This window comes from Fibrobacter sp. UWH5 (assembly GCF_900142505.1).
GTDB lineage: Bacteria > Fibrobacterota > Fibrobacteria > Fibrobacterales > Fibrobacteraceae > Fibrobacter.
Genome location: NZ_FRBB01000005.1, coordinates 113,191 through 139,360 on the forward strand (window position 1 = coordinate 113,191; position 26,170 = coordinate 139,360).

The 26,170-nt window shown below is 50.8% G+C and carries 17 protein-coding genes; 11 read left to right on the forward strand and 6 right to left on the reverse strand.

The window, feature by feature from the left end; all coding sequences use genetic code 11:
- Nucleotides 1-278: 278 nt before the first annotated feature.
- Entirely contained in the window at nt 279-7,169 is a 6,891-nt protein-coding gene (gene sprA, locus BUB38_RS06405; RefSeq protein WP_254794888.1) for a T9SS outer membrane translocon Sov/SprA, read from the forward strand.
- Between the two features lie 51 nt (nt 7,170-7,220).
- On the forward strand, nt 7,221-8,297 hold the full coding sequence (mnmA, locus tag BUB38_RS06410; protein ID WP_073158782.1) for a tRNA 2-thiouridine(34) synthase MnmA: 1,077 nt from the start codon (nt 7,221-7,223) through the stop codon (nt 8,295-8,297).
- A gap of 60 nt (nt 8,298-8,357) precedes the next feature.
- Here mnmA and BUB38_RS06415 read toward each other — a convergent pair whose 3' ends face one another.
- The 3 genes from BUB38_RS06415 to BUB38_RS06425 all read right to left on the reverse strand — a co-directional run bounded on the left by BUB38_RS06415 (nt 8,358) and on the right by BUB38_RS06425 (nt 12,138).
- Nucleotides 8,358-9,146 carry a tetratricopeptide repeat protein gene (locus tag BUB38_RS06415; protein WP_073158784.1) on the reverse strand — a complete coding sequence of 263 codons (789 nt, stop codon included), beginning with the start codon at nt 9,144-9,146 and terminating at the stop codon, nt 8,358-8,360.
- A 21-nt stretch (nt 9,147-9,167) separates the two neighbouring features.
- Nucleotides 9,168-10,991, reverse strand: a complete 1,824-nt coding sequence (locus BUB38_RS06420) for a BatD family protein (protein ID WP_073158787.1) — start codon at nt 10,989-10,991, stop codon at nt 9,168-9,170.
- A 73-nt stretch (nt 10,992-11,064) separates the two neighbouring features.
- Nucleotides 11,065-12,138: a CofH family radical SAM protein gene (locus BUB38_RS06425; protein ID WP_073158789.1), complete on the reverse strand. Its 1,074-nt coding sequence runs from the start codon at nt 12,136-12,138 to the stop codon at nt 11,065-11,067.
- A 136-nt stretch (nt 12,139-12,274) separates the two neighbouring features.
- On the opposite strand from BUB38_RS06425, the gene BUB38_RS06430 reads away from it, so the two are divergent.
- Nucleotides 12,275-13,714, forward strand: coding sequence for an esterase (locus BUB38_RS06430; RefSeq protein ID WP_073158792.1), 1,440 nt, complete (start codon nt 12,275-12,277; stop codon nt 13,712-13,714).
- A gap of 76 nt (nt 13,715-13,790) precedes the next feature.
- On the opposite strand, the gene BUB38_RS15785 is transcribed toward BUB38_RS06430, so the two are convergent.
- Nucleotides 13,791-15,476, reverse strand: a complete 1,686-nt coding sequence (locus BUB38_RS15785) for an FISUMP domain-containing protein (protein ID WP_083541984.1) — start codon at nt 15,474-15,476, stop codon at nt 13,791-13,793.
- A 226-nt stretch (nt 15,477-15,702) separates the two neighbouring features.
- Here BUB38_RS15785 and BUB38_RS06445 point away from each other — a divergent pair, with 226 nt between their 5' ends.
- The 8 genes from BUB38_RS06445 to BUB38_RS06480 all read left to right on the forward strand — a co-directional run bounded on the left by BUB38_RS06445 (nt 15,703) and on the right by BUB38_RS06480 (nt 24,008).
- Nucleotides 15,703-17,100 (forward strand): ATP-binding cassette domain-containing protein, encoded by a 1,398-nt coding sequence (locus BUB38_RS06445; protein ID WP_073158794.1) that lies wholly within the window; start codon nt 15,703-15,705, stop codon nt 17,098-17,100.
- Nucleotide 17,101: 1 nt separating this feature from the next.
- Complete coding sequence (locus BUB38_RS06450) at nt 17,102-18,226, forward strand: Mrp/NBP35 family ATP-binding protein (protein ID WP_073158797.1); 1,125 nt, start codon at nt 17,102-17,104, stop codon at nt 18,224-18,226.
- 10 nt (nt 18,227-18,236) lie between these two features.
- A complete protein-coding gene (locus BUB38_RS06455; RefSeq protein WP_073158799.1) occupies nt 18,237-18,548 on the forward strand; it encodes a DUF971 domain-containing protein in 312 nt (103 codons plus the stop codon).
- 69 nt (nt 18,549-18,617) lie between these two features.
- A complete protein-coding gene (locus tag BUB38_RS06460) occupies nt 18,618-19,469 on the forward strand; it encodes a sigma-70 family RNA polymerase sigma factor (RefSeq protein WP_083538097.1) in 852 nt (283 codons plus the stop codon).
- A gap of 17 nt (nt 19,470-19,486) precedes the next feature.
- On the forward strand, nt 19,487-21,214 hold the full coding sequence (locus BUB38_RS06465; RefSeq protein ID WP_073158804.1) for a tetratricopeptide repeat protein: 1,728 nt from the start codon (nt 19,487-19,489) through the stop codon (nt 21,212-21,214).
- A gap of 46 nt (nt 21,215-21,260) precedes the next feature.
- A complete protein-coding gene (locus tag BUB38_RS06470) occupies nt 21,261-23,171 on the forward strand; it encodes a tetratricopeptide repeat protein (protein ID WP_073158806.1) in 1,911 nt (636 codons plus the stop codon).
- A 30-nt stretch (nt 23,172-23,201) separates the two neighbouring features.
- On the forward strand, nt 23,202-23,627 hold the full coding sequence (locus tag BUB38_RS06475; protein WP_254794889.1) for a septal ring lytic transglycosylase RlpA family protein: 426 nt from the start codon (nt 23,202-23,204) through the stop codon (nt 23,625-23,627).
- A 132-nt stretch (nt 23,628-23,759) separates the two neighbouring features.
- The gene (locus BUB38_RS06480; protein ID WP_073158810.1) at nt 23,760-24,008 is read left to right on the forward strand and encodes an RNA-binding protein; all 249 of its coding nucleotides are present in this window, start codon (nt 23,760-23,762) and stop codon (nt 24,006-24,008) included.
- 70 nt (nt 24,009-24,078) lie between these two features.
- Here the strand turns inward: BUB38_RS06480 and prmC are convergent, their stop codons facing one another.
- Both prmC and prfA read right to left on the reverse strand, forming a co-directional pair.
- Entirely contained in the window at nt 24,079-24,996 is a 918-nt protein-coding gene (gene prmC, locus BUB38_RS06485) for a peptide chain release factor N(5)-glutamine methyltransferase (protein WP_073158812.1), read from the reverse strand.
- 27 nt (nt 24,997-25,023) lie between these two features.
- Nucleotides 25,024-26,091 carry a peptide chain release factor 1 gene (prfA, locus tag BUB38_RS06490; protein WP_073158814.1) on the reverse strand — a complete coding sequence of 356 codons (1,068 nt, stop codon included), beginning with the start codon at nt 26,089-26,091 and terminating at the stop codon, nt 25,024-25,026.
- Nucleotides 26,092-26,170: the final 79 nt, after the last annotated feature.

Below are 26,170 nucleotides of genomic sequence, written 5' to 3' on the forward strand. Positions count from 1 at the left end.
GTCCTTGATGCTCACTGTTCTTAAAAGGTTCCTGGTTAATGACCGGGAACTTTTTGTATAAACTAATCTGCTGTTTTGAGGCTGTTTCGGCGGATTATGCGGTTTAGGGGCTCTTGTTGTAAAGTTTGCGGCTTCTACTGCGAAAAAAAATGCTAATTTCCCAAAAAATTTCGGTGCTTTGTCCATAAAAGTAATGGTCTCCGCAGGGCGGAATTCAGTATTTTTTGGTAGAGTGGCCGAGGGGTTGCTTACAAGGATTTTTTCGCGGCTTATTGTTTGTGTCTATTTCTGATTTGAAATACTGGTTTTATGCTTTAGGTGTTGCTCTGACGGCGGGTTTTGCCTGGTCTCAGAGTGATTCCATGTCTGTTGTTTCTGCGGCGGATGCCGAGGTTGGCGAGGTTGATCCTGCAGAAACCGAGTGGCAGCCTACCATGCAGTATATGGAGTTGCCCCCGTCCGTGACACCTTTGAGCGGTATGGCGCCTTTTGGCGGAATCGGTTCTTCTCCCCGTTTGATGAATACCATGAAGGGGCAGGTGTTCACCCACGATGTGGATGTGGCAACCCGTGAAATGGACATTTCCGAGAAGCATGTGAATGCCGCTTCCCGAGATACCACCGTGCTCTGGTCGGCACATTATCCGGAATTGACGGATTACGTGAACGACATGTATCTGGCAGGCCGTAAGAATTTATGGTTGAACGGTCTGGTGGGGCAAGCTAACGAAGGGTACGAGACTCCGGAGACGGGTTCCGTTTTCGACATTACGGTCCCGGTGACTATGCCGGCCTGGATGCGCGATTTTGGTCTGGATAAGCCTAAGCTGATGCTTCAGGGTACCATGGATATCCGACTGAAGGGATACGGTGAAAAGGATGATGCCGAAGGTAGTACTTATACCAGCCTCTGGCCCAGCCCCACGCTGAACTATACTCCCAACTTTATGGTGAAGGGCAAGATCGGCCCTTACATTACCGTTGAAATCAATAACGTTGAAGAAGGCCTTGGTACCAAGAACCAGGTGCGCGTGGTGTACGAAGAATCCTATAAGGATGAATTCGAGGACTACATCTTGCAGCGTGTGGAAGCGGGTACCACGAACCTGGCCCTGACCGGTACTGAACTGACGGGTTATTCGGAAAATCATCAGGGCCTCTTTGGTATCAAGGCGGACTGGAAGCTGGGCGACTGGCGCCTGACTACCATTGCATCCCAGGATGGTGGTGAACAGGAAGAATATACCTTGAAGGCTAGCGAGTCTACGTCTGAATTCCAGATTCTGGATAAGCAGTTCATTGCCTACCGTTATTATTTCTTGAACCATGGTGCCAGGAAGGCTTACGTTAAGAACGCCATTCATGGTAAGACTACGTCTGACTATCCTGCCGCAAAGAACTTGCAGCTCTATAAGCGCGGAAACATCACCACTTTCAGCAATTCTACAAAGGATGTAATCGATAATGTAACGGCGGTCTATAGGACTCCCGATGGCAAGGTTATCGAGAAGAAGGTGGACCGCCTGATCGCCCTGGACCCCAAGACGGACTTTACCTACGATAGCAAGACCGGTATCTTGAAGGTTAACGGTGTCAGCCGCAATACCTTGATTGCCGCAAGCTGGAGCGACGATAGTTCTGGCCGTGGAAATACGTCTGACGTCAAGAACGGATCCAAGGTAATCTTGGTGCAGTGGGATGCGGCTCTGCCGGAACTGACGGACATCGACAAGTTGATGCTCCGTAACGTGTACTCTGTGGGTATTTCTGACGCCAGTGCCTCCAGCTATGTGCTGCGCATGAAGAATAAGTCTGGCATTGCCGGCAACTATCTTAAGACCCTGGGCCTTGTGGATGATAAGACCGGAAGCCCTCTGGTTAACGACGCAACCATCTTCAAGAAGAATGAATCCGGTACCTACACCGGTGAAATGTGGCTTCCCTGTAAGACCACTTCTGATACGACGGTAAAGTCTGAATCCAGATTGATGGATAATTGTCTTGAACCACTCCGCTGGGTGGACTCCTCGGCGGCTATGGCCCAGATGTATTCCTTGCCGGTCTACAACCTTTCCCGCTACACCAGCAAGTTCTATTTCGAAACTGTGGGCAAGCGCCGCAGTTCAACGCTTAGCGTTCGTGATCCCAGCTCCAGCTATTCTGTGAATGGTAGTTCCTGTATGGATATTTCTCCGGGCTCCGAAAAGGTGACCGCAGGTTCTACGACTCTTATCCGTGGTACCGACTACGAGGTAAACTACGAACTGGGGCAGATTGAACTTTTGAGTGAACGCGCTCTTGACCCGAATAAGGAAATCAAGGTCAGCTACGAATGCGAACCGCTCTTTGAAATCGACAACAAGCTGTTGCTGGGTGCCCGTGCTGAACTGCCTTTGGACTTGTATGGCCTGGGTGCAGGATCTGTTCTGGGTATTACCGCCCTGTACAAGAGTCAGAGCACCACGGCTGAAGTGCCGACCTTGGGTAACGAACCTTACTCCAGCGTATTGCTGGGTATGAACCTGCGCTTGCAGGATACCGTAAACGCCTTGACTGAACTGGTGGACGCCATTCCGGGAATCAATGCTACTGCTCCGTCTTCCTGGCGCTTTGAAGCTGAAATTGCCGCAAGCCATCATAATGCAAATACTAGCGAGAACCAGTCTGCCTTGGTGGAAGACTTTGAAGCCACCACCTCTGGCTTGACTTACCCGCTGTCTAGGCTTTCCTGGTATCAGGCTTCTCCTCCTGGTGGTACGGACCGCTCCATCTTTACATACATCCCGGAGCTGGATTACAGACATCAGGGTGAATTCATCTGGCATAGCAATAATACGGAACTGTACAAGAACATCTACCCGGCTGTGGGTAATTCCGATGTGGACAATCAGCACTTGACCGTGCTGAAGATGACGCTTCGCCCCAATGACAACCTGATGGGAAATTCCTGGGGTGGTGTCATGCGTCCCAACAGCGCCTACTATCAGGATATGAGTGACCTGAAGTATGTCGAAGTGGTGGCTCGTGGTAACGTGGGATCTATTTACCTGGACCTTGGTCTTGTTAGCGAAGACTTGTCTATTAACGGTGATCGTCCTAACGAAAAGTATGATGGTGAAAATGACCTGGGTACGACTACGGCCCTGCACGACAAGGGTCTGGACAACGCTACTGGCGCCGATGAAGTCCGCTATGTGTGGAAGTGCAGTAATGCCGGCTGTGAATCCAGGGAAGTGAAGGCGGATGCCGGTTCTACGGATATCGCTCGCGATGATTACGATGATGACTTGGAAGATCTTAGCGATCCTCCGGTAAACATTAACGGTACCGAAAATAACTCCGGTGAACGCAGCTACGATACCGAAGACATTAACAAGAACGGCGCCCTGGATACGGACATTAGCTTTGTTCGTTATCGTATCGACCTTTCTGATACGCTGAAGGCTCATTTCGAGGAATTGAAGAACGGCTGGCGCAAGTGGCGCATCCCGCTGAACCAGTATGATACCATCGTGTCTTCTACAGGTAGCGATTATCTGTCGATCTTGTCGGGCGCTCAGTATTCTCGACTCTGGATGGGTTCCTTGAACAAGGGTGTGGCCGAAGCCAAGGTCCAGATTGTTCATCTTGCCGTTGTGGGTAATGCCTGGGAAGAAACAACCGTTGCCGACCTGTATCGCACTTCGACTAACGAAAATTCCCAGATTGTAGAAATCAATGGCGTTGAAACTCAGGTGAGCGAAGTGACCTCTGCAAGGGATACCACCTACATCAAGGTTTCTACAATCAATAACCGCGAAAACTCCGACAAGTATTCCAAGTCTCCCAATACGGCGACGGAACGTGATTCCGATACAAACGCTCCCTTGAAGGAAACGGCACTTGTCCTGGATTACCATAATATGCAGCCGGGTCAGGAAGTGGGCGTGACCCGCATCTTCGAGACGGACAAGAAGGACTTCTCCAGCTATAAGTCGGTGAAGATGGAAATCCATTATGCCGCGAAGGACAATACGGGTGACGTCCGATTTGCCATTCAGTTCGGTGAAGGCTCGCTGGAAGGTTCAAGCGATTACTACGAATGGAGCTTCAAGCCGGTTAAGCTGGAATGTAGCTCTACCGTATGCCACGATGACAACTGGCTCGACAACGCCTTCTCTATGAATGTGGCTGATTTCTCTGACTTGAAGCGTGGCCGTACTCCGCCGTTTGTAACCGCTGTCGAAAAGAAGCTGAAGCCGAAGAGTGGCGAAAGAGACCGCGAAGAAAAAATCCGCCTGGTGGGTAATCCGTCTATTACCAGCATTGACTGGATGCGCTTTGTGATTATTGCGGATTCCAGCAGCGACGCCTCTAGTTTTGAAGGTACCTTCTGGGTAGACGACTTGCGCCTTTCCGATATGGATACGGATTGGGGTTATGCAGGCCGTGTTGGCGGTCAGGTGAACTTCTCTGACTTCATCTCCCTTTCTGGAACGGTCCGTTATCAGGATGGAAACTTTGCTACCCTTTCTACTTCTAATGGCTCTCCCAAGCCCAAGGTTTCTGAAGCCGCTTCTCAGCTGGATGTGGCCAGCGACTTTACCATGAATTTGAACAAGTTCCTGGATGATAGCGCCGGCTTCCATATTCCGCTTTCTTTGGGATACCATAGCACTACGAAGCGCCCCTACATGAAGCCTACTGATGACATGATGCTGAACCACAGCAGCTTTGTCGAAATGACAGGCGATATGTTCCAGCAGCAGCTCGAAGTGGATCCCAGTGATGAACAGCAGCTTCGTGACGAAGGTGAATCAAAGGGCTACCAGTCTTACGTTCGCGAAAAGACCATCGGTATCAGCTACCGCAAGGACTACAAGGCTCACGAATCCAAGTTCGGTGAAGTGATGTCCCAGATTTTCCTGGACCGCCCTGCGTTCAGTTATTCCTATACTGAATCTGAAGGCCGTTCCACAACCAGTGCCGACTCCACTTATTCGTACCATACGATTCTTGAATATAAGTTGGGTACGTTTAGCCTCTTTAAGTTTAAGCCGATGGAAGGCCTGTCTGACATCTCCTGGCTCAAGGAACTTTCCAAGACTGAATTTGAACCTTGGCCGCAGACTTTCGACTTGACCCTGTTCGACTTGAACTATGTGCGTTATGTGAACCAGGCTCGTGATCCGGATTATGTGGATCCCCAGGTAGACAAGGTGGTTACCTATACCACGGAATTGAACCACAAGCTGAACATGCGCTGGAATATTTTCTCGTTCTTGACGACCAGCTATTCCTTGAACATCAAGCGTGATATGTATGGTGGTGGCGACCGTGAAGCCTTTGTAAAGAAGAACTTCTTTACTTCAAGAGACGGCGGCCTCTTTGCCAGCGATTATGTCTTTGATTTCGATCATACTGATCGCAAGGTCTACATTTCTTCTGATAGTGTGCTTGTCATTCCTTACGACACCATTCCTAGACCGAAGCTTTCTGCCGATGGCGATACCTTGGGTGAGGACTGGGTGGTCGATATGCAGAATCCCGACTCCTATGAAATCCTGTATGATAGCACCCGCTTCTACAAGGTGGATAGTGTGGGCCACAGGGAATATGGCCGTTCCTATGGTATTCTTCGTAACGAACGTGCTCGTAGTCAGCAGTTTAGAATCGGCTTTAACCCCAGGCTGATTCCCTTCATTCCGTTTACCACGAATTTCACCTCTGACTTTAGCCAGCAGAAAACGATTCCCGATGATTTCTCCTTTAGGGATGAAACCATGATCGAAAAGAACTACTGGACTATTTCTCAGACCAACCGATTCGAATTTTCTCCCACCTTCAGGATTTTGGATTTGGCTCAGAGCTTTGGCAAGGAAAATGCCGTGGCCAGCGCCCTGGAAAAGATCAAGTGGCGTGAAATTCGTTTCAACTGGACTGCAAGCACAAACACCGTGGGTGAAAACTTCACCTTGTCTCAGCTTTATGAAGATCAGGGTGTGACTCCGCTGCAGTATTATCTGTACGGTCTCGGTCTTGGCAATGGCTATAGGAACCGCGGACTCTACAATATCGTAACTGGCGACATGGGACTTGACCATCGCGATGATTTCCGCAGGTTTGCCCAGTATCGTAACCATGAAGTGGATACTCTGGTTTATCAGGGGAACTTTAGACATGCCGTTTCCCGCCAGTTCCAGGTGGGTACGGGAATTACCTTGCCGATTTGGGATATCGGTGTGACGGGCGATTTGCAGTGGAAGGAAGATTTCTCCCAGTCTCGTGAATACCCGCTGTATATCGATACCACCACGTTGTGGCCGAAGATTGGTGTCGGTGTGACTGTTCCCAACTTCGCCCAGAGAGTTTCGTTCCTGAATGATTTCAAGAGTGTTTCTACATCTCATCGTTTCGACTACTCCTACACAACGACGGTTCATCCGTTCCAGAGTGCAGAAGATTCCTGGAGTCAGACGCTTAACTTCAATCCGCTGGTCAAGATTACCTTCTTGCTCCAGAACAATATGCGTATCGAAAATGCGGTCCGCATGAAGATTGAGAGCACGGATCGTCGCCCCAAGGAAGAAGTGGTCAGCTGTACCAGCTGGGCTCCTGAAAATCAGGATTGCAGTGGCGGAAGCTCTCGCGATACGACGGACTATTTCTGGGAAACGCCCTGGATTCATACGGCCCTGTATAACGACTTCGCCTTCAATATTGGTGATGACTTTACCGTTACCTATCCTCTTAAGCTAGACAAGGTTCTTAAGATCTGGAAGTGGTTCTACAAGTTCAAGAATTCTATCGACCTGAAGTTCACCGCAGGTTACGACTACAAGAAGACTATTCGTAAGGAATACGTTCCCAACGAAGGTTATGACATGTGGGCTCCCGAAAGCGGTACTTCTGATGGTGTCTTTAGACAGTGGTCTTATGTGGCTCCCACGACAGGAACTGAAGAGACTCTGACGGTGTATAATCCGAAGCTTCATCTGGAAGAACGTAGGGTTCCCTCAAGAACACACGAATGGTTCCTGCGTCCTGCAGCCAGCTATCAGTTCAATAAGATGGCCTCTATGAGTTCTTACGTCGAGTACCGCCAGATTCATGAAAAGCTGGATGACGAAACTCCTCACCTGCGTCAGATTCTGCAGTTTGAAATTGCGCTGATGCTGCGATTCAATTAAAAAATATGAGGCGCCTCTTCGGGGGCGCACATTGTTTTAAAGGATGTAATTATGGCAAAGCAAAGAGTAGCTGTTGGAATGAGCGGAGGTGTGGATTCCTCGGTGGCGGCGCTTTTGTTGCAGGAACAGGGGTACGAAGTTTTTGGTGTGACCTTGCGAGTGTTGCCTCCCTTGGCCGAGGCTTCTCGCGCCTATGATCCCGAAAAAGATGAGAGCGTTTTGAAGGCTCGCTCCGTGGCTGATAGATTGGGAATTGAGCATCATGTGGCTGTTTGTGATGACGCCTTTACGGAACGTGTGTTAAAACGTTGCCACAATGATTTTTCTAGGGCCCGTACGCCAAACCCCTGCTGCTATTGCAATCGTTACATCAAGTTTGGCTGGATGATGGATTTCGCCCTGGAACATGGTGCTGATTTTTTGGCGACCGGTCATTATGTCCAGATGAAGGACGTTGACGGAGCTCGCAGACTTTTTAAGGGACTTGACGTAGGTAAGGACCAAAGCTATTTCCTTTTCGGTGTTCCCGACGAGTCGCGTGCCCGTGTGCTTACTCCTCTCGGAGGTTTTGTTAAGTCCCAGGTTCGTGAAATTGCCTCCCAACATGGTTTCGTAAATGCCAGTGCCAGCGATAGCCAGGATATCTGCTTTGATATTTATGGCGAGGACTATACAAACTTCTTGACGGACCGTTATGGCCAAATGACCCGTGGCGGGAACTTTGTTACGGAAGAGGGCAAGGTGCTTCGCAAACATGACGGTTTCCATCGTTATACGGTCGGTCAGCGTAAAGGGCTTGGAGTCGCTTTGGGCGTGCCTGCCTTTGTGCGGAACGTGAATCCGGAAACAGGGGACATTGTGGTGACTGCCGACAAGGCTGCCGTAAGTGCCGACATGGTGCAGATTGAAAACTGCGTGTGGCATGGAGGGGCGGTAAAGCCCGGTGATGTATTCCGCTGCGAGGGCATGGTGCGTTATAGGCAACGTCCTGTGTCTTGCGAGGTAAGCATCCTTGAAGGCGGGAAAGCTATCGCCCGCTTTATGGAACCGCTATTTGCCGTGACTCCGGGGCAGTGTGCCGTATTCTATGATGGCGACATGGTCGTCGGTGGCGGCTGGATCGTATAACTAAAAAACGCGGGAGATGCCCCGCGTTTTCTGTTTAGATATTTTTTGTGAATCGAATGCCTAGCGGACGATACCTATTTCGCTACGCTTTACAAACCCCTTGACCTTTTCGCCGAGGCGGATTTCTACGAAACGGCCTTGTTCCGAAAGAACTTCGAAGGAGGTTCCTTCAGAAAGGGTATTCAAGGTTTGGGCCTTGTCGTTAGGTGCGCTGGTGACATCGGCATCGGCTGCGGTAACGACTCCGGTAATTTCGGTTTCGGCAACAATGATCTTGTAGCCAGCGCTTGCTCCGATGATGCTGAAAATGGCGGTGAGCACGAAAATGAACCCGATAAAGATATTCTTGGTCTTTTCGCTGGTGGAAACCTTGCGGACGATGGCTGCCAGCATGATGAGCCAGAAAATACCTAACAGGGCGAACATCTGAGCTTTCAGGGAAAGGGCATGGTGGGCCTTGAAGAGACCTGCCAACAGCGGGTTCTCTTCGTCGTCTTCATCAACCTTGTCCTTGGTCATAGCCTGGGCATAGGCCAGATTGTGCTGGACGTCGGCATCGTTGGGACGTAGGCGTAGGGCGCTTTTAAAGTAATAGATGGCATAACCCAACTTTGCGCTACGGAAATAGGCGTTTCCCAGATTGTACAACAAGTCGGCGTCCTGGATGCCTTGTTCTTCGTAGCTGTCGTTGCAGGTGCGCCATTCGTCGATGGCTCGTTCGAAATCGCCTTCGTTGTAGGCTTTTGTTCCGGCCTCGATGCCGGCGCAGGCGGTAGGTGCTGCACTAGCTATTCCCAGACTTGCGATACAGAGGGCTGCTAAAAACCAGACTTTAAAAATATTCTTCATTTTATAAAACCTCTTTTGGCCTTACTTCAGCCCGTTCAGACTTTCGCAAAGTTTTTCCACGTCCGCGAGCATTTTCTTCTGTTCTTCGGCGGAGGGACTGACCGGGGCGAAACGTGCGAAGGCGCATTTTTCAAGCCAGCTGTCAATGGCGGAAATGGTTTCGGCAGAGACGCCGCGGCTTTCCAGTTCCTGCTTCATCTGGGGACGGGTCATGCCCCTGAATTCTGCGTTGGTCAAGTCGCTAAGGTAATCTACCAGACCGTTTTCTAGAGCGGCGTAGAGAGCCTTGGCGTCGCCCTTTTGCAGTGCGGCATTGGCGTTGGCAAAGCGGGCCTTCAGCTGCTTGCTAGCCTTGCCCTTGCGAACCAGGGCCTGGTTGCTGCTGAGTTTGCGCTTACGCTTGATGGCCAAGGTGACAATGAAGTAGAAGGGAAGGGCCGCTGCAAAGAGAATCCAGTAGAGGACGTTCTTGTAAGGGGCTTGACTCGAAGCGGTACCGCTAATTTTATGAATGAAACGGATGTCGCTGCCCAGAGCCTCGATCTCTTTCTTCTGAACTGGGGCGGGACCGTTCGATACGTTGGCTACAGGTGCCTGGAACATGGCTTCTGCAGAAGCGTCGCCCTTTTCTACTTCGATATTCCAGGGGCCAGCCACTGCGGTTTCGTATTTCTTCTTGCTTGGATTGAACCAGCTGTACTTGATTTCGGGGATGGTGAATTCGCCCTTCTTCTTGGGGTAAAGGAAGACTTTTATGCTCTTGCTGGTGACCACCTTGTTTCCAACGATCTTCTTGGAGATGTCATTTTCGGGAGGCACCGAGCGGAAATCGCTAAAGTCGGGAAGCTTGGGATCGGTAATGGATCCGGGAAGGCCGTCACCCTTGATGTTGATGGACAGGGTCATGGCTTCGCCCACCTTGAGGTTGGTGCGGTCAAAGTCTGCGCTAAAGCTGTAGTTGCCTACCATACCGCTAAAGTTTTCGGGCTTGCCTTCGGTGGGGAGGGGCTTAACGGTAATGTTGACGGTGGGGGAGGTGGCTTCGGCCTCGATCGATTCCTGCTTGACGCTTCTGCTCGAGAAGGACATGCCGCCCATCTGCTTCTTTTCTTCGACGACCTTGGGTTCACCCAGCTTGGTGTATTTGAACTTGAATGCCGGAATTTGCAAGTTGCCGCTCTTGGTGGGGCTGAGCCATGCAAACTTGGCGCTGGCCTGAAGTTCTCGGCGGGCGTTTTCAACCGGTTCGAATTTCATGTTGGCGAGATCACTGCGATGGACGATAAAGTCGTTACCGGTGCTCATGTCGGTGGCCTGCAGGTTCCCCTGGAAATGTTCGTAGGTGTGGAAACCCAACGTAACAGAGAACTGTTCGCCTTCGTAAACGGATTTCTTGCTGGGGGTCAGGCTAACGGCAAGGGCATCGTCGGTAAAGGCCCGCTGAATGTTGACTGGGATATCGCCAGTGATGCCATGTTTCTGGCCATCGATGTTCATGAAGATGCCACCGGCGCTGATCCGTCCGGTTTTCTTTGGGGCCTTCAAGGTAAAGGTGTAGACGCGTGCCTTGTAGCTGCGGGCTCTGCCGCCACCGCCAAAGAAGGATTCAAAGGGGTCCATTTCTGGACGCATGACCTGGTCGGCACTGTCCAACTTTACAAGGTTGAATCCATTCTGGGCTTCAAAATGCAGGTCGCTTCGGTTGTCGGGCAAATCCTGCAGGGGGAACACAAGCTGAATTCCAAAAGTGTTGCCAGCCTCAATACGGTCCCTGTCAAATTGGAGGGACGGGCGGGCAAAAGCCATGGCTGTAAGGGCCATACATGCTAGCGTCAATTTTTTCATGGCCTAAAAATACCAAATTTTAGGTTGCGAGATGTATAAAACGGCTGGATTTCGTGAACAGAAAACGAAGATATCAGTCGAAATTCAGACTGCGGCGGTAAGGAGTGAATCCTGCCTTACGGATAAAGTCTTCTGCGGCTTCGATGCTGGTCAATCCGTGGTTGGTAAGGACGTTTTCTTCGATGACAATGCTGTTGATGTCGTCGGCACCGGCGTGCAGTCCCAATTCACCCAGCGAAAGTCCCATCCCCAGCAAAGAAACTTCGATATGGGGGATGTTATCCAGGTAGAGGCGACTGAGGGCCAGAAGCTTTAGGTATTCGTCTCCGCGAACATGGCGGATGGGGAACTTGTCTGTCTGGGGTTGGAAAGTCCATACGACGAAACTGTTAAATCCGGCGACGTTTGCGGTGACTGCCTGGTCCTGGGTCTTTCGGACGTACTCCAGGTGCTCGATAATCTCTTCGGGGGTTTCGACACTGCCGAATACGATATTGGCGCTGCCGGGGAGACCCTTCTTGTGGCAGGCTGCCAGAATGTCGCACCATTCCTGTGCTTGCAGTTTCTTGGGGCTGAGCATTTGACGCATGCGGTCGCTGAGAATTTCTGCGCCTGCACCCGGAACAGAACTAAGACCTGCATCCTTAAGAATGTCCAGCAGACTTTCGAGAGGCATGTTGTTGAACTCGGCCATGCGCTTGAGTTCTACGGGCGAAAATCCGCGGACTCGTACTCCCATTTCCTGGGTCAGCATTTTCAGTACGTCGGTGTAATAGGACAGGGGGATTTCCTTGTTGACTCCGCCCTGCAAAAAGATGTGGTCGGCGCCCTTGGCCTTGGCCTCGATGGTCTTCTGACGGATTTCGTCGAGAGTCAATACATAGGCTTCGGGGCTCTTGTAGGGCCTGCAAAAACTGCAGAAACTGCAGGTCACTTCGCATACGTTGGTGTAGTTCACGATGCGGAATGCGGTGTAGCCCACACGGTTGCCGGGAAGGCGTTTTTGACGTACCGTGTTGGCGGCTTCTACCACCTGTGTCCAGGGTGTTTCTGTCAGGAGTTCCAGCCCTTCCGCAGGGGTCAGGCGGAAATCATTATTTGTCGGGTTTTCTGCCCCTAGAATCGCTTTTTGCAGGATCTTATTCATTGTCCCCTAAAATAGAAAAGTCTATGCCGGTTGTGCATGGATATATCGTCCACGGAAATCCACTTTGTTCATAAGCCATTTATCGTAAATAAGGGTAAGTTTACCTTGTGGTTTTTATCAAAAAAGGAAAAATGAGATGAAAAACAGGAATGTTCTGGCTTTGGGTTTGGCCACAGCGCTGTCTGTATCTTCGGCAAATGCCTTTGTTTTGACAGGTTCCGTTCATGATGCCAAGGGAAAGGCGGTGAAGGGGGCTGAACTATCTTTGATCGGCACAGAGTATTCTGCTGTTTCGGACGGGGTAGGCTCCTTTACCATTCGCGATACGCCGATTAATACTACGGCGATTAAGCCTGTTGTGAATCCTGGCTTCGTAAGAGTCGATAACGGAATACTTTCTTATTCTCAGGCTGCATCGGCTCCTGTGCAGGTACAGGTTTTTGATGCCATGGGTTTTAGAGTTGTGAATCAGGAATTGAACGGCTCGGGTTCCGTTGATATGCGTAGCTTTGTAAAGAGCGAAGGAACGTACTATGCCCGAGTGAAGATGGGGAACGCCTTGCAAGGTGTGAAGTTTACGGCCCGAGGTTCCTATGGTTCATCTTATGGAGTGGCTCCTGTAAATACCCTGAAAAAGGAAGGGGAGGGGGGAACTCTACAGGTTACCGCAGACGGTTATGATACACTTAAAGTAGCTCTCGCGAATCTCGATACCAACTTGGATCTGACCCTGGAAAAGGCCGTGGGTGCAGAGGAAGTTTATGACTTTGGATGGGCCAAGGGGAACGCACCCGTGCCTACTCGTGGTTGTGGCAAAACCTGGAGCCGCGTAAAGTCGGGCAGCTATGAATTCCAGTGGAGCAAGGGCAAGCGTACCATCAGAATCGATATCCCTGACAACTACGATAATACCAAACCTTATCGCCTTGTTTTCGGTATGCACTGTATGGGTGGTTGGGCTGGTGGCGTCCAGCAAGAAGGCTACTATGGCATGAAACCTCTGGACACCGAAAAGACTACCATCTTTGTGGCTCCCGAAGGAAACGGCAATCAGGCTCCCTGGGCCCAGGATGACTACATTCTCTTCGATGAACTTTTGGCTGATCTCCAGAGCAATCTCTGCATTGACTCTTCCCGCGTGTTCTCCGCCGGCTTCAGCTATGGCTCTATGTTCACCAACGGCCTTTCCCGCGACCATCAGCATGTGCTTCGTGGTGTAGCAGCTTACGAAACGGCTGAAATCAACATCTATGTTCCGCCTCATTCCGGCAAGTCCATTGCCTGGATGGGTGTGCTTGGCCTGCAGGACGACCTGTGCCGTCCGGACCTTGGTCGTGCAGCCCGTAATACAGCCTTAAAGCACAATGGTCCTAACTTTACCGATGCTAGTGGCGAACAGGCTGAAGAATATAAGGGTTCCGGTCCTCACGTTTGCTACGATTACAAGACCGTAGACGAACGCTTCCCCGTTAAATGGTGTACGCAGAATGGCGGGCACATCTGGGATCATAAGGATCCGGGATCGACAAAATCCTGGGTTCCCGAAACAACTTGGGAATTCTTCACCCAGTTCTAGAAAAGGTCTAAAAAAGCCTAATAAAAAACGCCCTGGCTGTGATGCCAGAGCGTTTTTTGTTTCTATGATAGAATGGTTAGTCCTTGACGCAGCGAACGGAGTAGCCCCATTCATACTTTTCTTCGTATTCGGTATTGAGACTGGTGTTGTCGTAATAGCCGATGTTTCTGCGAATTGCAGAGTCAGAAGATTCAGTAGCGCTCCAGAAGTCTGCGACCCAATCAACGTTGTCGAAGTAATCGGAACGGTCGATGAGGTCGGTTTTCCAGTTTCCTGCCAGCATGGCGGAGAAGCCTAAATCATCAGTGCCGCCGTATGTCTTTGCAAGGAGAGCCTTGCCGATATAGCTGTTCTTCTTGCTGACGACGTAAGCGAGAGAGTCCCATTCGGGATTTGTGGGGAGATGCCAGCCAATGGGGCATGCACCCTGGTGTTTTTCGGAGATTCTTGCGCTGCTTCTGTTGTAGCTTTCAGAAACGTCGGCTGCTGCGGCCCATGAATACAGTCTTCCATAGATATCGCAGTTGGCTTCCTGGTTCTTATAGCACCAGCTCTTGCTGGCGGTACCGGCGTAGTTCAGGTTTTCAGCCATCCAGGTCTGATTGCCGATGACAACGCACTTGTACCACTGTCCATCGCGGGTGTCCTGGAACTGACAGTAGTCAATGTCGGGGTTCAGATTGGCCCAAGTCTTCTTGGTGATTTCGACAGTGTCACAGCAGTTGCAGTCTTTGCCGTCCTTGCCATCGACACCGTCGCGGCCGTCCTTGCCATCGACACCGTCGCGGCCATCCTTGCCATCGACGCCGTCACGGCCGTCCTTGCCATCGACGCCGTCACGGCCGTCCTTACCATCGATACCATCCTTGCCGTCAACGCCATCGCGGCCATCCTTACCATCGATACCGTCCTTGCCGTCAACGCCATCGCGGCCGTCCTTACCATCGATACCATCCTTGCCGTCAACGCCATCGCGGCCGTCCTTACCATCGACACCGTCACGGCCATCCTTACCATCGATACCGTCCTTGCCGTCAACGCCATCGCGGCCGTCCTTGCCATCGATGCCATCCTTGCCGTCAACGCCATCGCGGCCATCCTTGCCATCGATACCGTCCTTGCCGTTAACACCATCACGGCCGTCCTTACCATCGACGCCGTTTAGACCGTGGAGCAGGACTCCGACGGAATCACCACCGCAGAGGATTTTATAGCCGGAGTTGTCTGCAAGAATTGCAACAGTGCAGGATGTTCCATCCTTACCGTCAACGCCGTCCTTGCCGTCGATACCATCACGTCCATCCTTGCCGTCTTTACCGACAATTGCTGCGACGGAAGTGTCCAATGCGCTGTTTCCTCCAATGACCAGAGTGCCAATGGTGGCATTACCGCAGAACACTACGTTGTTGTTGCCGTTTCCGGAAATGGTACATGTATTTCCGACGGAGGTTGCTTGCTTCTGTTCCGACCACAGTCCTCCTGTGCACTGGAAGTAGGCTTCTTCGTCAATGACGTAGGTGGCGTCTCCCTCGTTGCTTGTGTTGCAGGGGCCCAGTCCATAAATGGACTGAACCATTGCACGCAACGAAGGTGCAGTGGTAGAAACGCTGGCTGATCCAGATACTTCAATAGATCCGGAGATTTCTGCAGAAACAGTTTCGCTAGTTGCTCCAGTTTCTGATGTTACGGCTTCTGTACCTGCTTCAAGACAGCCTCCCAGCAGGAATGCCGAACATGCAACGAATGCTACTGACTTTTTCATAAAAACCTCCGCAAAAGCGAATTAAAATTTCCCAATTAATAAAATACGCTTGCCTTGAAAATAGAGGAGAAAAAAGTGCAAAACGGATGTTTTGTCTTGGAATAAAAAATCAGGTGCTGTCTGATTTAAATCACGCTTAATCTTGTTTTTGTGCGACGGCCGTCACACTTCGTGTTTGCTAGAGCCGTTTCGGCCGATTTATCCATTAAATACTATCTTTGGACTCATGGAATTCAAACGTTTTGAAGCCTTGATAGAGAAGTTCCCGCAGGTGCAGATTTTTAGTACCGAAGGTGCTGATCTTGACCGGGTCATTACTCATTTTTTGAGTCAGCGAGAAAAGGTTTCCACTATGTCGGAAACTATTCAGCGAAAGATTCAACAGGCTCTTGCCCCGTTCTTTCAGCAGCGCTTTATTAGCCTCCATGATGATGAGGCTCTGTTGGTGCGTAATCTGCTTTTGAACAAGAAGTTCTTCTTGCAGACGGATCGCTATATCGAGGACATGGCCTGGCCAGAAACGGATCCCGAAAAACTTGATGAAGCGTTAAAAATTGCGGACCTTGCAGAAGGTATTCTGGATAGAAAGCTTCTGAGCCTTTCTAACGGGGAGCTGCGTCGAGTCTTGCTGGCTCGCATGTGGATGGAAAATCCGGAGTGGATTTACTTCAACGATCTGTTTGGCGGGCTGGATCCTGAGTATCGCGCCCATCTGGCAGGCTGTGTGGCAGAACTTGCCCGTAGTCGCGGCACCGGCTTGAAAATCGCTGTCCGTCTTGCTCGAGAAGACGAACTGCTCCCGGAAATTCCCGCCTTTGTTTATGCCGACAAGACTTTTGTGCAGTACGAGGGTGAATTGCCCAAGGAAGCGGCGAAGCCCAAGTATACCAAGGCAGAACTGAAAGATTATGAAATCGTGGAATTGAGGTCCGAAGCTTCAGACTCCAAGTCCGAGGATGCTGAAATTCTCTTCGACTTGAAAAATATCAATGTCCGCTTTGGTGAAACCGATGTCCTGAAGAATTTGAACTGGACTGTTCGCAAGGGTGAACACTGGGCCGTGATGGGCGAGAATGGTGCCGGCAAGAGTACGTTGCTGGGCATGCTTACTGCGGACCATCCCCAGATTTACAATAATGACATTACACTGTTGGGGGAACGCCCGGGCCATGGTCTCAACATTTGGGACCACAAGGCCAAACTGGGATTTTTCTCTCCTGAACTGGCCTTGCAGTACCGTGAAGATTTGACGCTCCTGGAGGTGCTCTGCACTGGCTTTACCCCTAACCTTTGTCGCGCCGCCAATCCCACTTGGGAAGAAAAGGCGAAAGCTCGTGAATGGTTGACTTATCTGGGATTTGAAGACGTGAACCAGAATATCCGTTCCCTGTCGCCCATCGACAAGCGTCTGGTGCTCATGGCTCGTGCCGCAATTCGCCCTCCCGAGGTTCTTCTGTTAGATGAACCTTCCCAGGGGTTGAAGGGTGAATATCGCGAAAAGCTGTTCCATCTGTTGCAGCTCCTGTCCACAGAAACCACTCTTATTTTGGTTAGCCATTACGAAGAAGAATGGCCTCCTTGCATGACTCACTTGTTGCGCATGCCGAAATTCTCGCTAGGTTAATATGACTCTAAACGAAAAGACCATTTTGAAGGCGCTTAGTGCCGTGCAGGATCCGGACCTTCACAAGAATATTGTGGAACTGGATTTCGTGCAGAATCTTAAGATTGAAGGCGATAAGGTTAGCTTTGATCTTCGCTTGACAACTCCCACTTGTCCTATCCGTGATCAGTTCAAGGATCAGTGCATTGCCATCGTGAAGTCTCTTGGCGCAAGCGAAGTGAATGTGACCTTTACCGCGAAGGAAGGTGGCGCTGCCGGTAATTCCGCTGCCCAGGCTCCTAAGGATTCCCATATTGGCGAAGTGGCCCATGTGGTGGCCGTGGCTAGTGGCAAGGGCGGTGTGGGTAAGTCTACGGTGACTGCTAACCTGGCCATGGCCTTGAGCCTTTCCGGTGCCCGTGTGGGTATTCTTGATGCTGACATTTACGGCCCTAGCATGGGTCTTATGTTCGGTATCGACAAGGCTCCCGAAGTTTTTGACGACAACACCATCGCCCCTGTTGAAGCAAAGGGCGGCGTAAGCATTGTGTCTATGTGTATGTTCGCTGATTCCGATAAGGCTACCATTTGGCGTGGACCTATGGTAAGTCAGATGATTCAGCATTTTATTCACCATGTGCGCTGGGGTAAGTTGGATTACCTGCTGGTGGACTTTCCTCCGGGAACAGGCGATATCCAGCTGACCTTGACCCAGAACTGCCCCATGTCTGGTGCGGTCGTGGTGACTACTCCCCAGGAAGTGGCCCTGGCTGACTGCCGCAAGGGTATCGCCATGTTCGATAATGTTGGCGTTCCTGTGGTCGGCGTTGTAGAAAATATGAGTTACTTTATTTGCGACCAGTGCAATAAGCCTCACTACATCTTCCGCCAGGGTGGTGGTGAATCCATCGCTAAGAAGTGGGGTGTCCCCCTGATCGGGAAGGTGCCTCTGGAACCGGCCGTTGCCGATTGTGGCGATGGGGGAACTCCTGCCGTGTTGAGTAACCCTAATTCGGAATCGGCAAAGGTCTTTATGCAGGTGGCCGATGCCATGGTCCGTACGATTTCTGTATTTGACCATGAAGATGAGGGAACTCTTAAGTCCTATAACTACGAATTTGACCAGCTGCCGGTAGAGACGGTCTAAGGAGTGCTAAATGTTGCAACCGAAAAAATTCTTTAGAACTGCAGATGGAAAACTGGGCGTGGAATGGAATGATGGTACCCGTGGGGCTTGCTCTGCCCGTGATTTGCGTTGTGCCTGCCCCTGCGCCCTGTGTGTGGATGAACATACGGGTGTAAAGACGCTGGATGACGCTTCTGTCCCTGCTGATATCGCTCTTTTGAAGGTACAGTCCGTAGGACGCTATGCGGCTAGCCTTACTTTTAGCGATGGACATAATTCGGGAATTTATCCGTACGACAAATTGCGTAATTTGACCTTGGGTAAATTGACAGAATCCGTATAAAAAAACATATTTGTTCAACTTCAAGGGCTTTTGCCCGCGATGAATAAAAATGGATTGATAGGTGATCTTATGAGTGATGCAAACGAAGCACTATATTTCCGGGACTTGAATCGTTTCCCGACTCTTACCCCGCAGGAGGAGTCGGCTCTGCTTTCGATTATCAAGACCGGGGCTACAGAGGAAATTCGCAAGTCCGCTCTGCAGCGCCTGATTCGCGGCAACCTTCGCTTTGTGGTCAGTGTGGCCCGTAAGTACCAGGGCCGTGGTCTTTCTCTGCTCGATCTTATTAACGAAGGCAATCTGGGCCTTTTCAAGGCGGCTAAGCGCTTTGATATGGACAAGGATGTCAAGTTCATCAGCTACGCCGTGTGGTGGATTCGCCAGTCAATCCAGAAGGCTTTGTTTGAACAGGTGGGCGCGGTCCGAATTCCGCCTAACAAGCTCGCTCTTGTAAACCGCTTCAAGCGTGCCCTTATGCAGAACGATGGCGACTACGATCGCACCATCGCCATGGAAGAATTTTCCCCCTTCGAAAAAGACATTGTCGAAGTCATGGAAAAGATTGTGGACATCTCTCTGGATGCTCCCATTGGTGACAGTTCCACTGTTTCCAGTTCTAGCGAATCTGTAAGCACCCTGATGGATGTTCTGGGTACCGATGGTAACCAGGATGAGGACATGGAAAAGGATGAACGCCGCAAGCTCATCCAGGAAACCTTGTCTAGCCTGCCTCAGCGTGAAGAAGAAATTCTTCGCATGTTCTACGGTCTCGATACCGTAGAAGATACGACCTTGAAGGATATTGGCGAAGACCTGAAACTCTCTCGTGAACGTGTCCGCCAGATCAAGAACAAGACGCTCCGTCGCCTTCAGAAGAGCAAGGAGCATAAGGAAAAGCTGGCTGACTTCCTGGAACTCTAACCGAGGCTTGGAATCAGATGTCCAATTCCAATAATGCTGCCCGCAAGGCTGCCTATCTCTTTTTGACATTGTGTTGTGGAGCCCTTCTTGCTTTTGTGGGCTTTCGCGTGTACGAGATCTACGGCCCGTCTAAGGTTTCTGTTCCGGCCGTCCCCTACGGATTGCCTGTCGGTTCGACGGTTCTGTTGGGCGATGCTCCCGATTTTAACTCCTCGGTAACAAAGCTGCCTGTTCAGGTTCAGACTGAACTGCGTCGTGCCTCTGAACTTTCTCGCGCCGGAGCCCTTTCTTCGGCTTACGACATCTACGATGGCGTTGTTGTTCTCTACCCTGATTTGCTGAATGCTATCTGGGGTGGGGTGAACATCCTCTTTGATATGGCGACCAATGGGGTTGCCCTGACTGAAAATCAGAAGGACCGTCTTGCCCTGTTGACAGGTAAGTTGCAGGGGCGTTATCCTGGAACGGGTCTGGCTGCCTACCTGGAAAGCCGAGTGGTGTATATGGCCGGTAACGAATCGGCTTCCCTTGAACTGGCTCGTGTCGCTACAGAAAAGGCTCCCTCCCTGACTCAGGCTCGACTCTGGTTTGGTGAATTGCTCCTTAAGAATTCCCGCAGCATCCAGGCGGCCGGCGAACTGAAAACCGCCATTAGCCTTTCTAACGGAGATTCCCCCCGAGCCTATGAACTGTTGGCTGAAGTTTACCACGACAGTGGCTTGCTGGATAGCTGCTCCGCCGTTGTGGAATATGCCCTTTCCCAGTTCCCGGTTGATGCTAAACTTCTTCTGCTTCAGGGATACCTGAAGGAATACCAGGGACACTTTGATGCTGCCGAAAAAATCTATCAGCGCATTCTTGCCTTCCAGCCGGATTACGCCGAGGCTCGTGCCGCCGCAGCGACTCTAGGTGAAAAATCTCCTCCGGGTTCTGGAACTGGTGTTGCTCTGTCTCCCCAGGATCGAGCCCAGATTGCCTGCGATATTCTGCTGCCCTTGGTAGAAAAGTATCCCGAAAACCTGCCTTTGCGGGAGGCTCTTGGCCGTGCCTATCTGAAGGGTCGTCAGTTTGACCTGGCTCGTATGCAGTTCCAGGAAATCAAGAAAGCCGATCCCGAGTATCCTGAAATCCAGCTTCGTATCCAGGAAGCAAGTATCACGCGTCCTGCTCCCATTTCGAAGACCGACGGTCTGGCCGCCAACTTGAACCGTGCTATCGACAGCCTCCGCGGAACATCTGGCCCTGCGACGACCCATGACTTCTCTTCAATGTTGGGCCATTATCTTGTTCGCTATGGCGCGACTCCCCGTGAATTTTTCAAGAAGTATTCGATTTCCAATTTCCGCCCGGTTGCAAATAACGTTTGGCAGGAATCTTTCTACATCGCCCCCTATATGCATACCTATACGGTTGTGTTTGATTCCCTGAATCATTTCCGACAGGTTCATGTGGTTGTTGTGGATTCTTCTTCAAACTCTAACCACCTGGGGGTTGCTCCCGAGGTGTTTACGCGTCTGTTGAAGCAGAATTCCCGAATTTCAGGTATTGGAAACAGTACCGGCGAAACGGATTGTGGCGATGGTCTTGTCTTGGATGCCGCTGTATGGGAAACGCAGGATAATTTTGAAATGCTGGCCCGTGTAGTTGGTAAACCTGCCGAGGTTCGTATGGTGCGTTTTGACAAGTCTGCCCTGCCGCCAGGTCTTAAACTTTGTGATTATGCCTCCTATTTGAACCGCTACTAGAATTTGCGATTGAGTACCATTGCCTTTTTTGTATTTTTGACCTGATATGTTCAAGTTTAAGATTATAGCTTTTGCCCTGCTCGCCTTCTTTCTTGAAGGGTGTACCTGCTGTGCTTACTTGAACCACATGTTCAATGCGGAACGTCTTTATGATGAAGCCGGAGAGATGCGCACTGCCCGCCAGGATAGTGTTGCCGATGCCGAGGAATCTAGGCCCAGTCCCGAAGAACGTCAGAAGTATGACAAGGTGATCGAAAAGGGATCCCGCGTGCTGGAACGTTTCCCCAACAACAAGAAGCGTACCGCAGAGGCTGTCTTCCTGATTGGCGAATCTTTTAGACATAAGCAGGAATGGGACAAGGCCATTACCAAGTACGACGAGTACGAACGCTATTTCTCTGATTACGATTCAATGCCGGCGGTAGAATACCAGCGTGCCTACTGTCTCTACAAGAATCATGAATATAATATTAGCCGTTTTGCCCTGGAACCGGTTGTCGCTTCCAAGGACCATCCCTATTACTTCCAGGGGCTGAACCTTCTTTCGCTTCTTGATGAACAGGCTGAATTCCCCGACCAGGCTATCGCCTCTCTAGAAGCAGTTCTTGCCGATACCATGGGTACTCCCTTTATGCGCGGCAAGGCCCATTTTAGATTAGCAGGTCTTTATTTCAAGAAAGAAAATTGGGAAAAGGCTCGTGAACATTATGTGGCCGAAGAGATTAAACTGCTGAACTCCCGTGAACGTCAGACCGCCGGAGAACAGGGTGCTGAATGTCTGGTGAATGTTGGACAGTTCCTTCCTGCCGCTGACGAGTATAAGGCACTCTACAAGGAACCTGAATTTGAAACCAAGCAGCCGGATTATCTGGTCCGTATTGGCGAAATCACCATGATGGCTCAGCGTTATCCCGATGCGTTCATTGTTTTCCAGAAGGTGAATTCCGAATATCCGAGATCCGTGCATGCGGCAAGAAGCTACTATAACCTGGGCGATTACGAACAGCACAAAACCTTGAATTATGAGCAGGCCGTTGTCTATTACGATAGCAGTTTTACTTCTAGGACCATTAGCGATTGGGGTCAGAAGAGCCGCGAACGTAGGGATGCTTTAAAACGTTTGCTGGCCATGCGCAAGCAGAATGACGATGACCGGGCCGACTCCATTCCCAATGTGGATAATTTCTTCGGAACGGAATTCCAGATTGCGGAATTGTTCCTTTTCAAACTGTCTGAGACGGATAGCGCTGTTGCAAGGTTGGACGTCATTATTAACGAATCCAAGGATAGCGCGAGGGTCCTGAAAGCGACTTACGCCAAGGCTTTCATCTACGATGAATTTTTGCATGACCCGGATGCCGCCGAAGAAATCTACAAGGAAATCGTAGAAAAATATCCGGATACGGAATATGGAAAGCAGGCCCAGGCAAACCTCGGTATGCGTGTTACCCTCAAGACTCAGGAAGATCTGGCCAGGGATCGATATATGGTGGCAGAAAGCTTGTGGACTGTCGCATCGGAAATGCCCCTGGATCAGATGGAACTGGTGGATTCTGCTTATGCCCATGCCTTTGATTCCTTTGACAGTCTTTATCAGGAGTATCCCGAAACCCAGTCCGGTGTTCAGGCCCTGTACATGAAGGCCGTCTATTTCCGAATGAACCCGGAACGCGTTGACAGCGTCTTTGCCATTTACAAGGTCCTTCGCGATAAGCATGGTGACACGCCCTGGGGTAAGGAAGCCGCTAGGAAGTTGAATTCTCGCCTGACGATTTCTGATGATGACTTGAAGCGTCTCCGCAAGCGTGTTCAGACTAGCGAGGCCCACATCAACAAGCTCTCGGCTCAGTATTACGAACAGCTCAACCAGAAGCCCGAAGAGAAGAAGGCCGAGGTCAAGAGCAAGGAAGATGAAATCCTCGAGAATACATACAATAGTATGTATGACTTTGAATAGGAACGGCGGATGCGTTTAGGCGGATTGAGTTTGCTTTTGGCGCTTGTTTGTTCGTCTGCCTTTATTGTTGGCTGTGCCGGTTCCGATAGTATTGCCGCCCGAAGAGGGTATGTCCGTTTTCCCGGTAAACATTATGCCTCCAAGGAAAAGGCCGAAATTGGTACGACGATCTCGGGAGAGGCCAGTTACTATGGGCCGGGTTTTCATGGTAAGAAGACGGCCAGCGGCGAAATTTTTAACCAGAACGATCTAACCTGCGCGCACAAAAAATTTCCTTTTGGCACCGTGCTGAAGGTGACTCGTATCGATAACGGCGAAAGTGTTGTTGTCCGTGTGAATGATCGTGGCCCCTATGTGGGTGATAGAATTTTGGATCTGAGCGTGGCTGCGGGCAAGAAAATCGGCCTGGACAAGGTAGGACACGCAAAGGTGAACGCCGAGGTTATAGGGAATTAATCGCCGGGATTGAAACGTCTCATTTTTTTAGAAAGGCGCAAGGTGTCATAATATGACATCTCTGTTTTTTATATTTACTGCTCGTAAAGGCACTTTGAATTAGACGTCTGTGAGTGCCTTAAAGGAATGAATATGAAAAACGAAAAAAAGGTAAGTAAGAAAGTTAGTCGTAAACGCATTGTCGAGATTCCCGAAAACAGCATGTGGGAATCCGAAGAGTATCGCGATCGTTATTCGGGATTTGTTGCTTTTAAACGTCGCATCGATGAACAGCTCCAGCTGATGGATGCCGATGTATGTATCGATGACGACGATCTTCTGCCCTTTTACCGCATGGGCGAAAGTGAGAACTTTGTTCTGAGTGCGTTAGGCTGTTTTTAATATTTAGGCCTATGAAAAATGCCGCAACAATGTTGCGGCATCAATTGTCTTTTTTTGCTGAAGGCGTTATTTATTTTGCCTTGTAGCTGACAAAGCGGATGTTGTCGTTATAATCCTTGTGGATTCCTGCAAATTCCAGCCACGGGTAGTTCTGGGCTTCGTCCTTGAGAACTTCTGCCTGCTCGCTTCCGATTTCCAGCAGGATGGGGGCGCCAGAATTAAGGCGGCCTTGGGTCTGCTGCAGAAGCTTGCGAACCAGGTCGAGTCCGTCGGGTCCGCCGTAGAGGGCCAGTTCCGGGTCGAACTTGTCTACTTCGGGCTGAAGCTTGCCCTTTTCCGAATCGGGAATGTAGGGCAGGTTTGCGATGAGACAATCTATCTTGGCATTGGCATCTTGGCCGGCTGCCGTCAGAGCTTCTGCGGTGGCGGCGTTCAGCAGGTCTCCCTTGGCGAAAGTCAGCTGAGGGGCGGCTAGTTCATTGGCTTCGGCGTTTTCGCGGGCCAGGGAAAGTGCATCTTCAGAAATGTCGCAGGCAAGAACCTTGGCGTTTTCGATTTCCTTGGCGCAGGAAATCGAGATGCAGCCGGAGCCGGTTCCGATTTCTACGATGAAGGGTTTTTCAACGCCTTTCAATCGTTCGCGGGCCATGTCTACCAGGCTTTCAGTTTCGGGGCGGGGAATCAGGGCACGACGGTCGCACTTGATAATGAAACCGCGGAAACTGGTGTCGCCGATGATGTGCTGCAGAGGTTCGCGGTTGGCGCGGCGGGCTACCATCTCGCGGAGAACATCCAGTTCGGAAGGGGTCAGCGGCTTTTCGAAGTTCAGGTAGATGTCCATGCGGCTCTTCATCTTCAGCCCATGGCTGATGATGTACTGGGCGTCCAGCAAGGCGTCGGGAACGCCCTTCTTTTCGAAGAAGACCTTGGTGCGGTTCAGAATTTCGAGCACCGTCATGGGGCCCTGGTTTGCGGGTGCGTTTGCCATCTTGTGCCTGCCCTGGAATTCGCCGAATTAGGCGTTGAACTTACCCAACTTTTCCTGGGCGTTTGCCATCTGGAGGCCGTTGATCACTTCCTGCAGGTCGCCTGCCACTACCTGATCCAGATTGTACAGGGTGAGGCCGATACGGTGGTCGGTCACGCGGTTCTGGGGATAGTTGTAGGTACGGATCTTTGCAGAGCGGTCGCCGGTACCCACGAGGGCCTTACGGCTGGCGGCTTCTTCACGTTCCTTCTTGGCGATGACTTCGTCAAGAATGCGGGAACGGAGCATTTCCATAGCGTGCAAGCGGTTCTGGAGCTGGGAACGTTCGGTCTGGCAGCTCACCACCACGCCGGTGGGAATATGGGTCAAGCGGACGGCGGAGTCGGTCTTGTTGATGTACTGACCGCCAGCGCCACTGGAACGGTAGGTGTCCATGTGGATGTCTGCTTCGCGGATTTCCACGTCCACTTCTTCAGCTTCGGGGAGGATTGCCACGGTAGCTGCGGAAGTATGCACACGGCCCTGAGTTTCGGTTTCGGGGACGCGCTGCACGCGGTGTACGCCACTTTCAAACTTCAAGGTTCCGTAAACGCTATCGCCTTCGATATAGGCACGGATTTCCTTATAACCGCCAACAGTACCTTCGCTGAGGTCCTGGATGGTCAGCTTCCAGCCCATCTTTTCGCAATAGGCGCGGTACATGCGGAAAAGGTCGCCTGCGAACAGGGCGGATTCGTCACCGCCGGTACCGCCGCGAATTTCAATCGTTGCGTTACGGAAGTCCCAAGGATCCTTGGGAACCATCAAAATCTGCAATTCATCAATGAGGCCGGGCATGGTCTTTTCGATGGTAGAGAGCTCGGATTTGGCCATGGCCACCATTTCGGGGTCAGAATCGCCAAGAGCAGTCTTCCATTCTGCCTGGTCATTCAGCATCTGCAGGTATTCGCGAGCCTTGATTACGGCCTTTTCAATACCCTTGTATTGCTTGTGAATCTTGTTGTAACGAGCCTGGTCGCCCAAAACATCGGGATTGCCCAATTCGGATTCCAGTTCTTCGTACTTTTCAATGAGTTTACGTGCTTTATCTTTCATCGCGAGCAAAGATAGAAAATGGTATGAGGTGTGAGGTAATGAGGTCGGGGCCCAAGGCCCCTTTGAGGTTGGAAAATCG

Excerpts from the sequence above, each read along its gene's own strand:
- BUB38_RS06455 (WP_073158799.1), top strand. The coding sequence starts at position 18,237 with ATGTTGCAACCGAAAAAATTCTTTAGAACTGCAGATGGAAAACTGGGC.
- BUB38_RS06415 (WP_073158784.1), bottom strand. The coding sequence starts at position 9,146 with ATGAAGAATATTTTTAAAGTCTGGTTTTTAGCAGCCCTCTGTATCGCA.
- BUB38_RS06420 (WP_073158787.1), bottom strand. The coding sequence starts at position 10,991 with ATGAAAAAATTGACGCTAGCATGTATGGCCCTTACAGCCATGGCTTTT.
- BUB38_RS06465 (WP_073158804.1), top strand. The coding sequence starts at position 19,487 with ATGTCCAATTCCAATAATGCTGCCCGCAAGGCTGCCTATCTCTTTTTG.
- BUB38_RS15785 (WP_083541984.1), bottom strand. The coding sequence starts at position 15,476 with ATGAAAAAGTCAGTAGCATTCGTTGCATGTTCGGCATTCCTGCTGGGA.
- BUB38_RS06445 (WP_073158794.1), top strand. The coding sequence starts at position 15,703 with ATGGAATTCAAACGTTTTGAAGCCTTGATAGAGAAGTTCCCGCAGGTG.
- BUB38_RS06430 (WP_073158792.1), top strand. The coding sequence starts at position 12,275 with ATGAAAAACAGGAATGTTCTGGCTTTGGGTTTGGCCACAGCGCTGTCT.
- prfA (WP_073158814.1), bottom strand. The coding sequence starts at position 26,091 with ATGAAAGATAAAGCACGTAAACTCATTGAAAAGTACGAAGAACTGGAA.
- BUB38_RS06470 (WP_073158806.1), top strand. The coding sequence starts at position 21,261 with ATGTTCAAGTTTAAGATTATAGCTTTTGCCCTGCTCGCCTTCTTTCTT.
- mnmA (WP_073158782.1), top strand. The coding sequence starts at position 7,221 with ATGGCAAAGCAAAGAGTAGCTGTTGGAATGAGCGGAGGTGTGGATTCC.
- BUB38_RS06480 (WP_073158810.1), top strand. The coding sequence starts at position 23,760 with ATGAAAAACGAAAAAAAGGTAAGTAAGAAAGTTAGTCGTAAACGCATT.
- BUB38_RS06425 (WP_073158789.1), bottom strand. The coding sequence starts at position 12,138 with ATGAATAAGATCCTGCAAAAAGCGATTCTAGGGGCAGAAAACCCGACA.
- BUB38_RS06460 (WP_083538097.1), top strand. The coding sequence starts at position 18,618 with ATGAGTGATGCAAACGAAGCACTATATTTCCGGGACTTGAATCGTTTC.
- prmC (WP_073158812.1), bottom strand. The coding sequence starts at position 24,996 with ATGGCAAACGCACCCGCAAACCAGGGCCCCATGACGGTGCTCGAAATT.
- BUB38_RS06450 (WP_073158797.1), top strand. The coding sequence starts at position 17,102 with ATGACTCTAAACGAAAAGACCATTTTGAAGGCGCTTAGTGCCGTGCAG.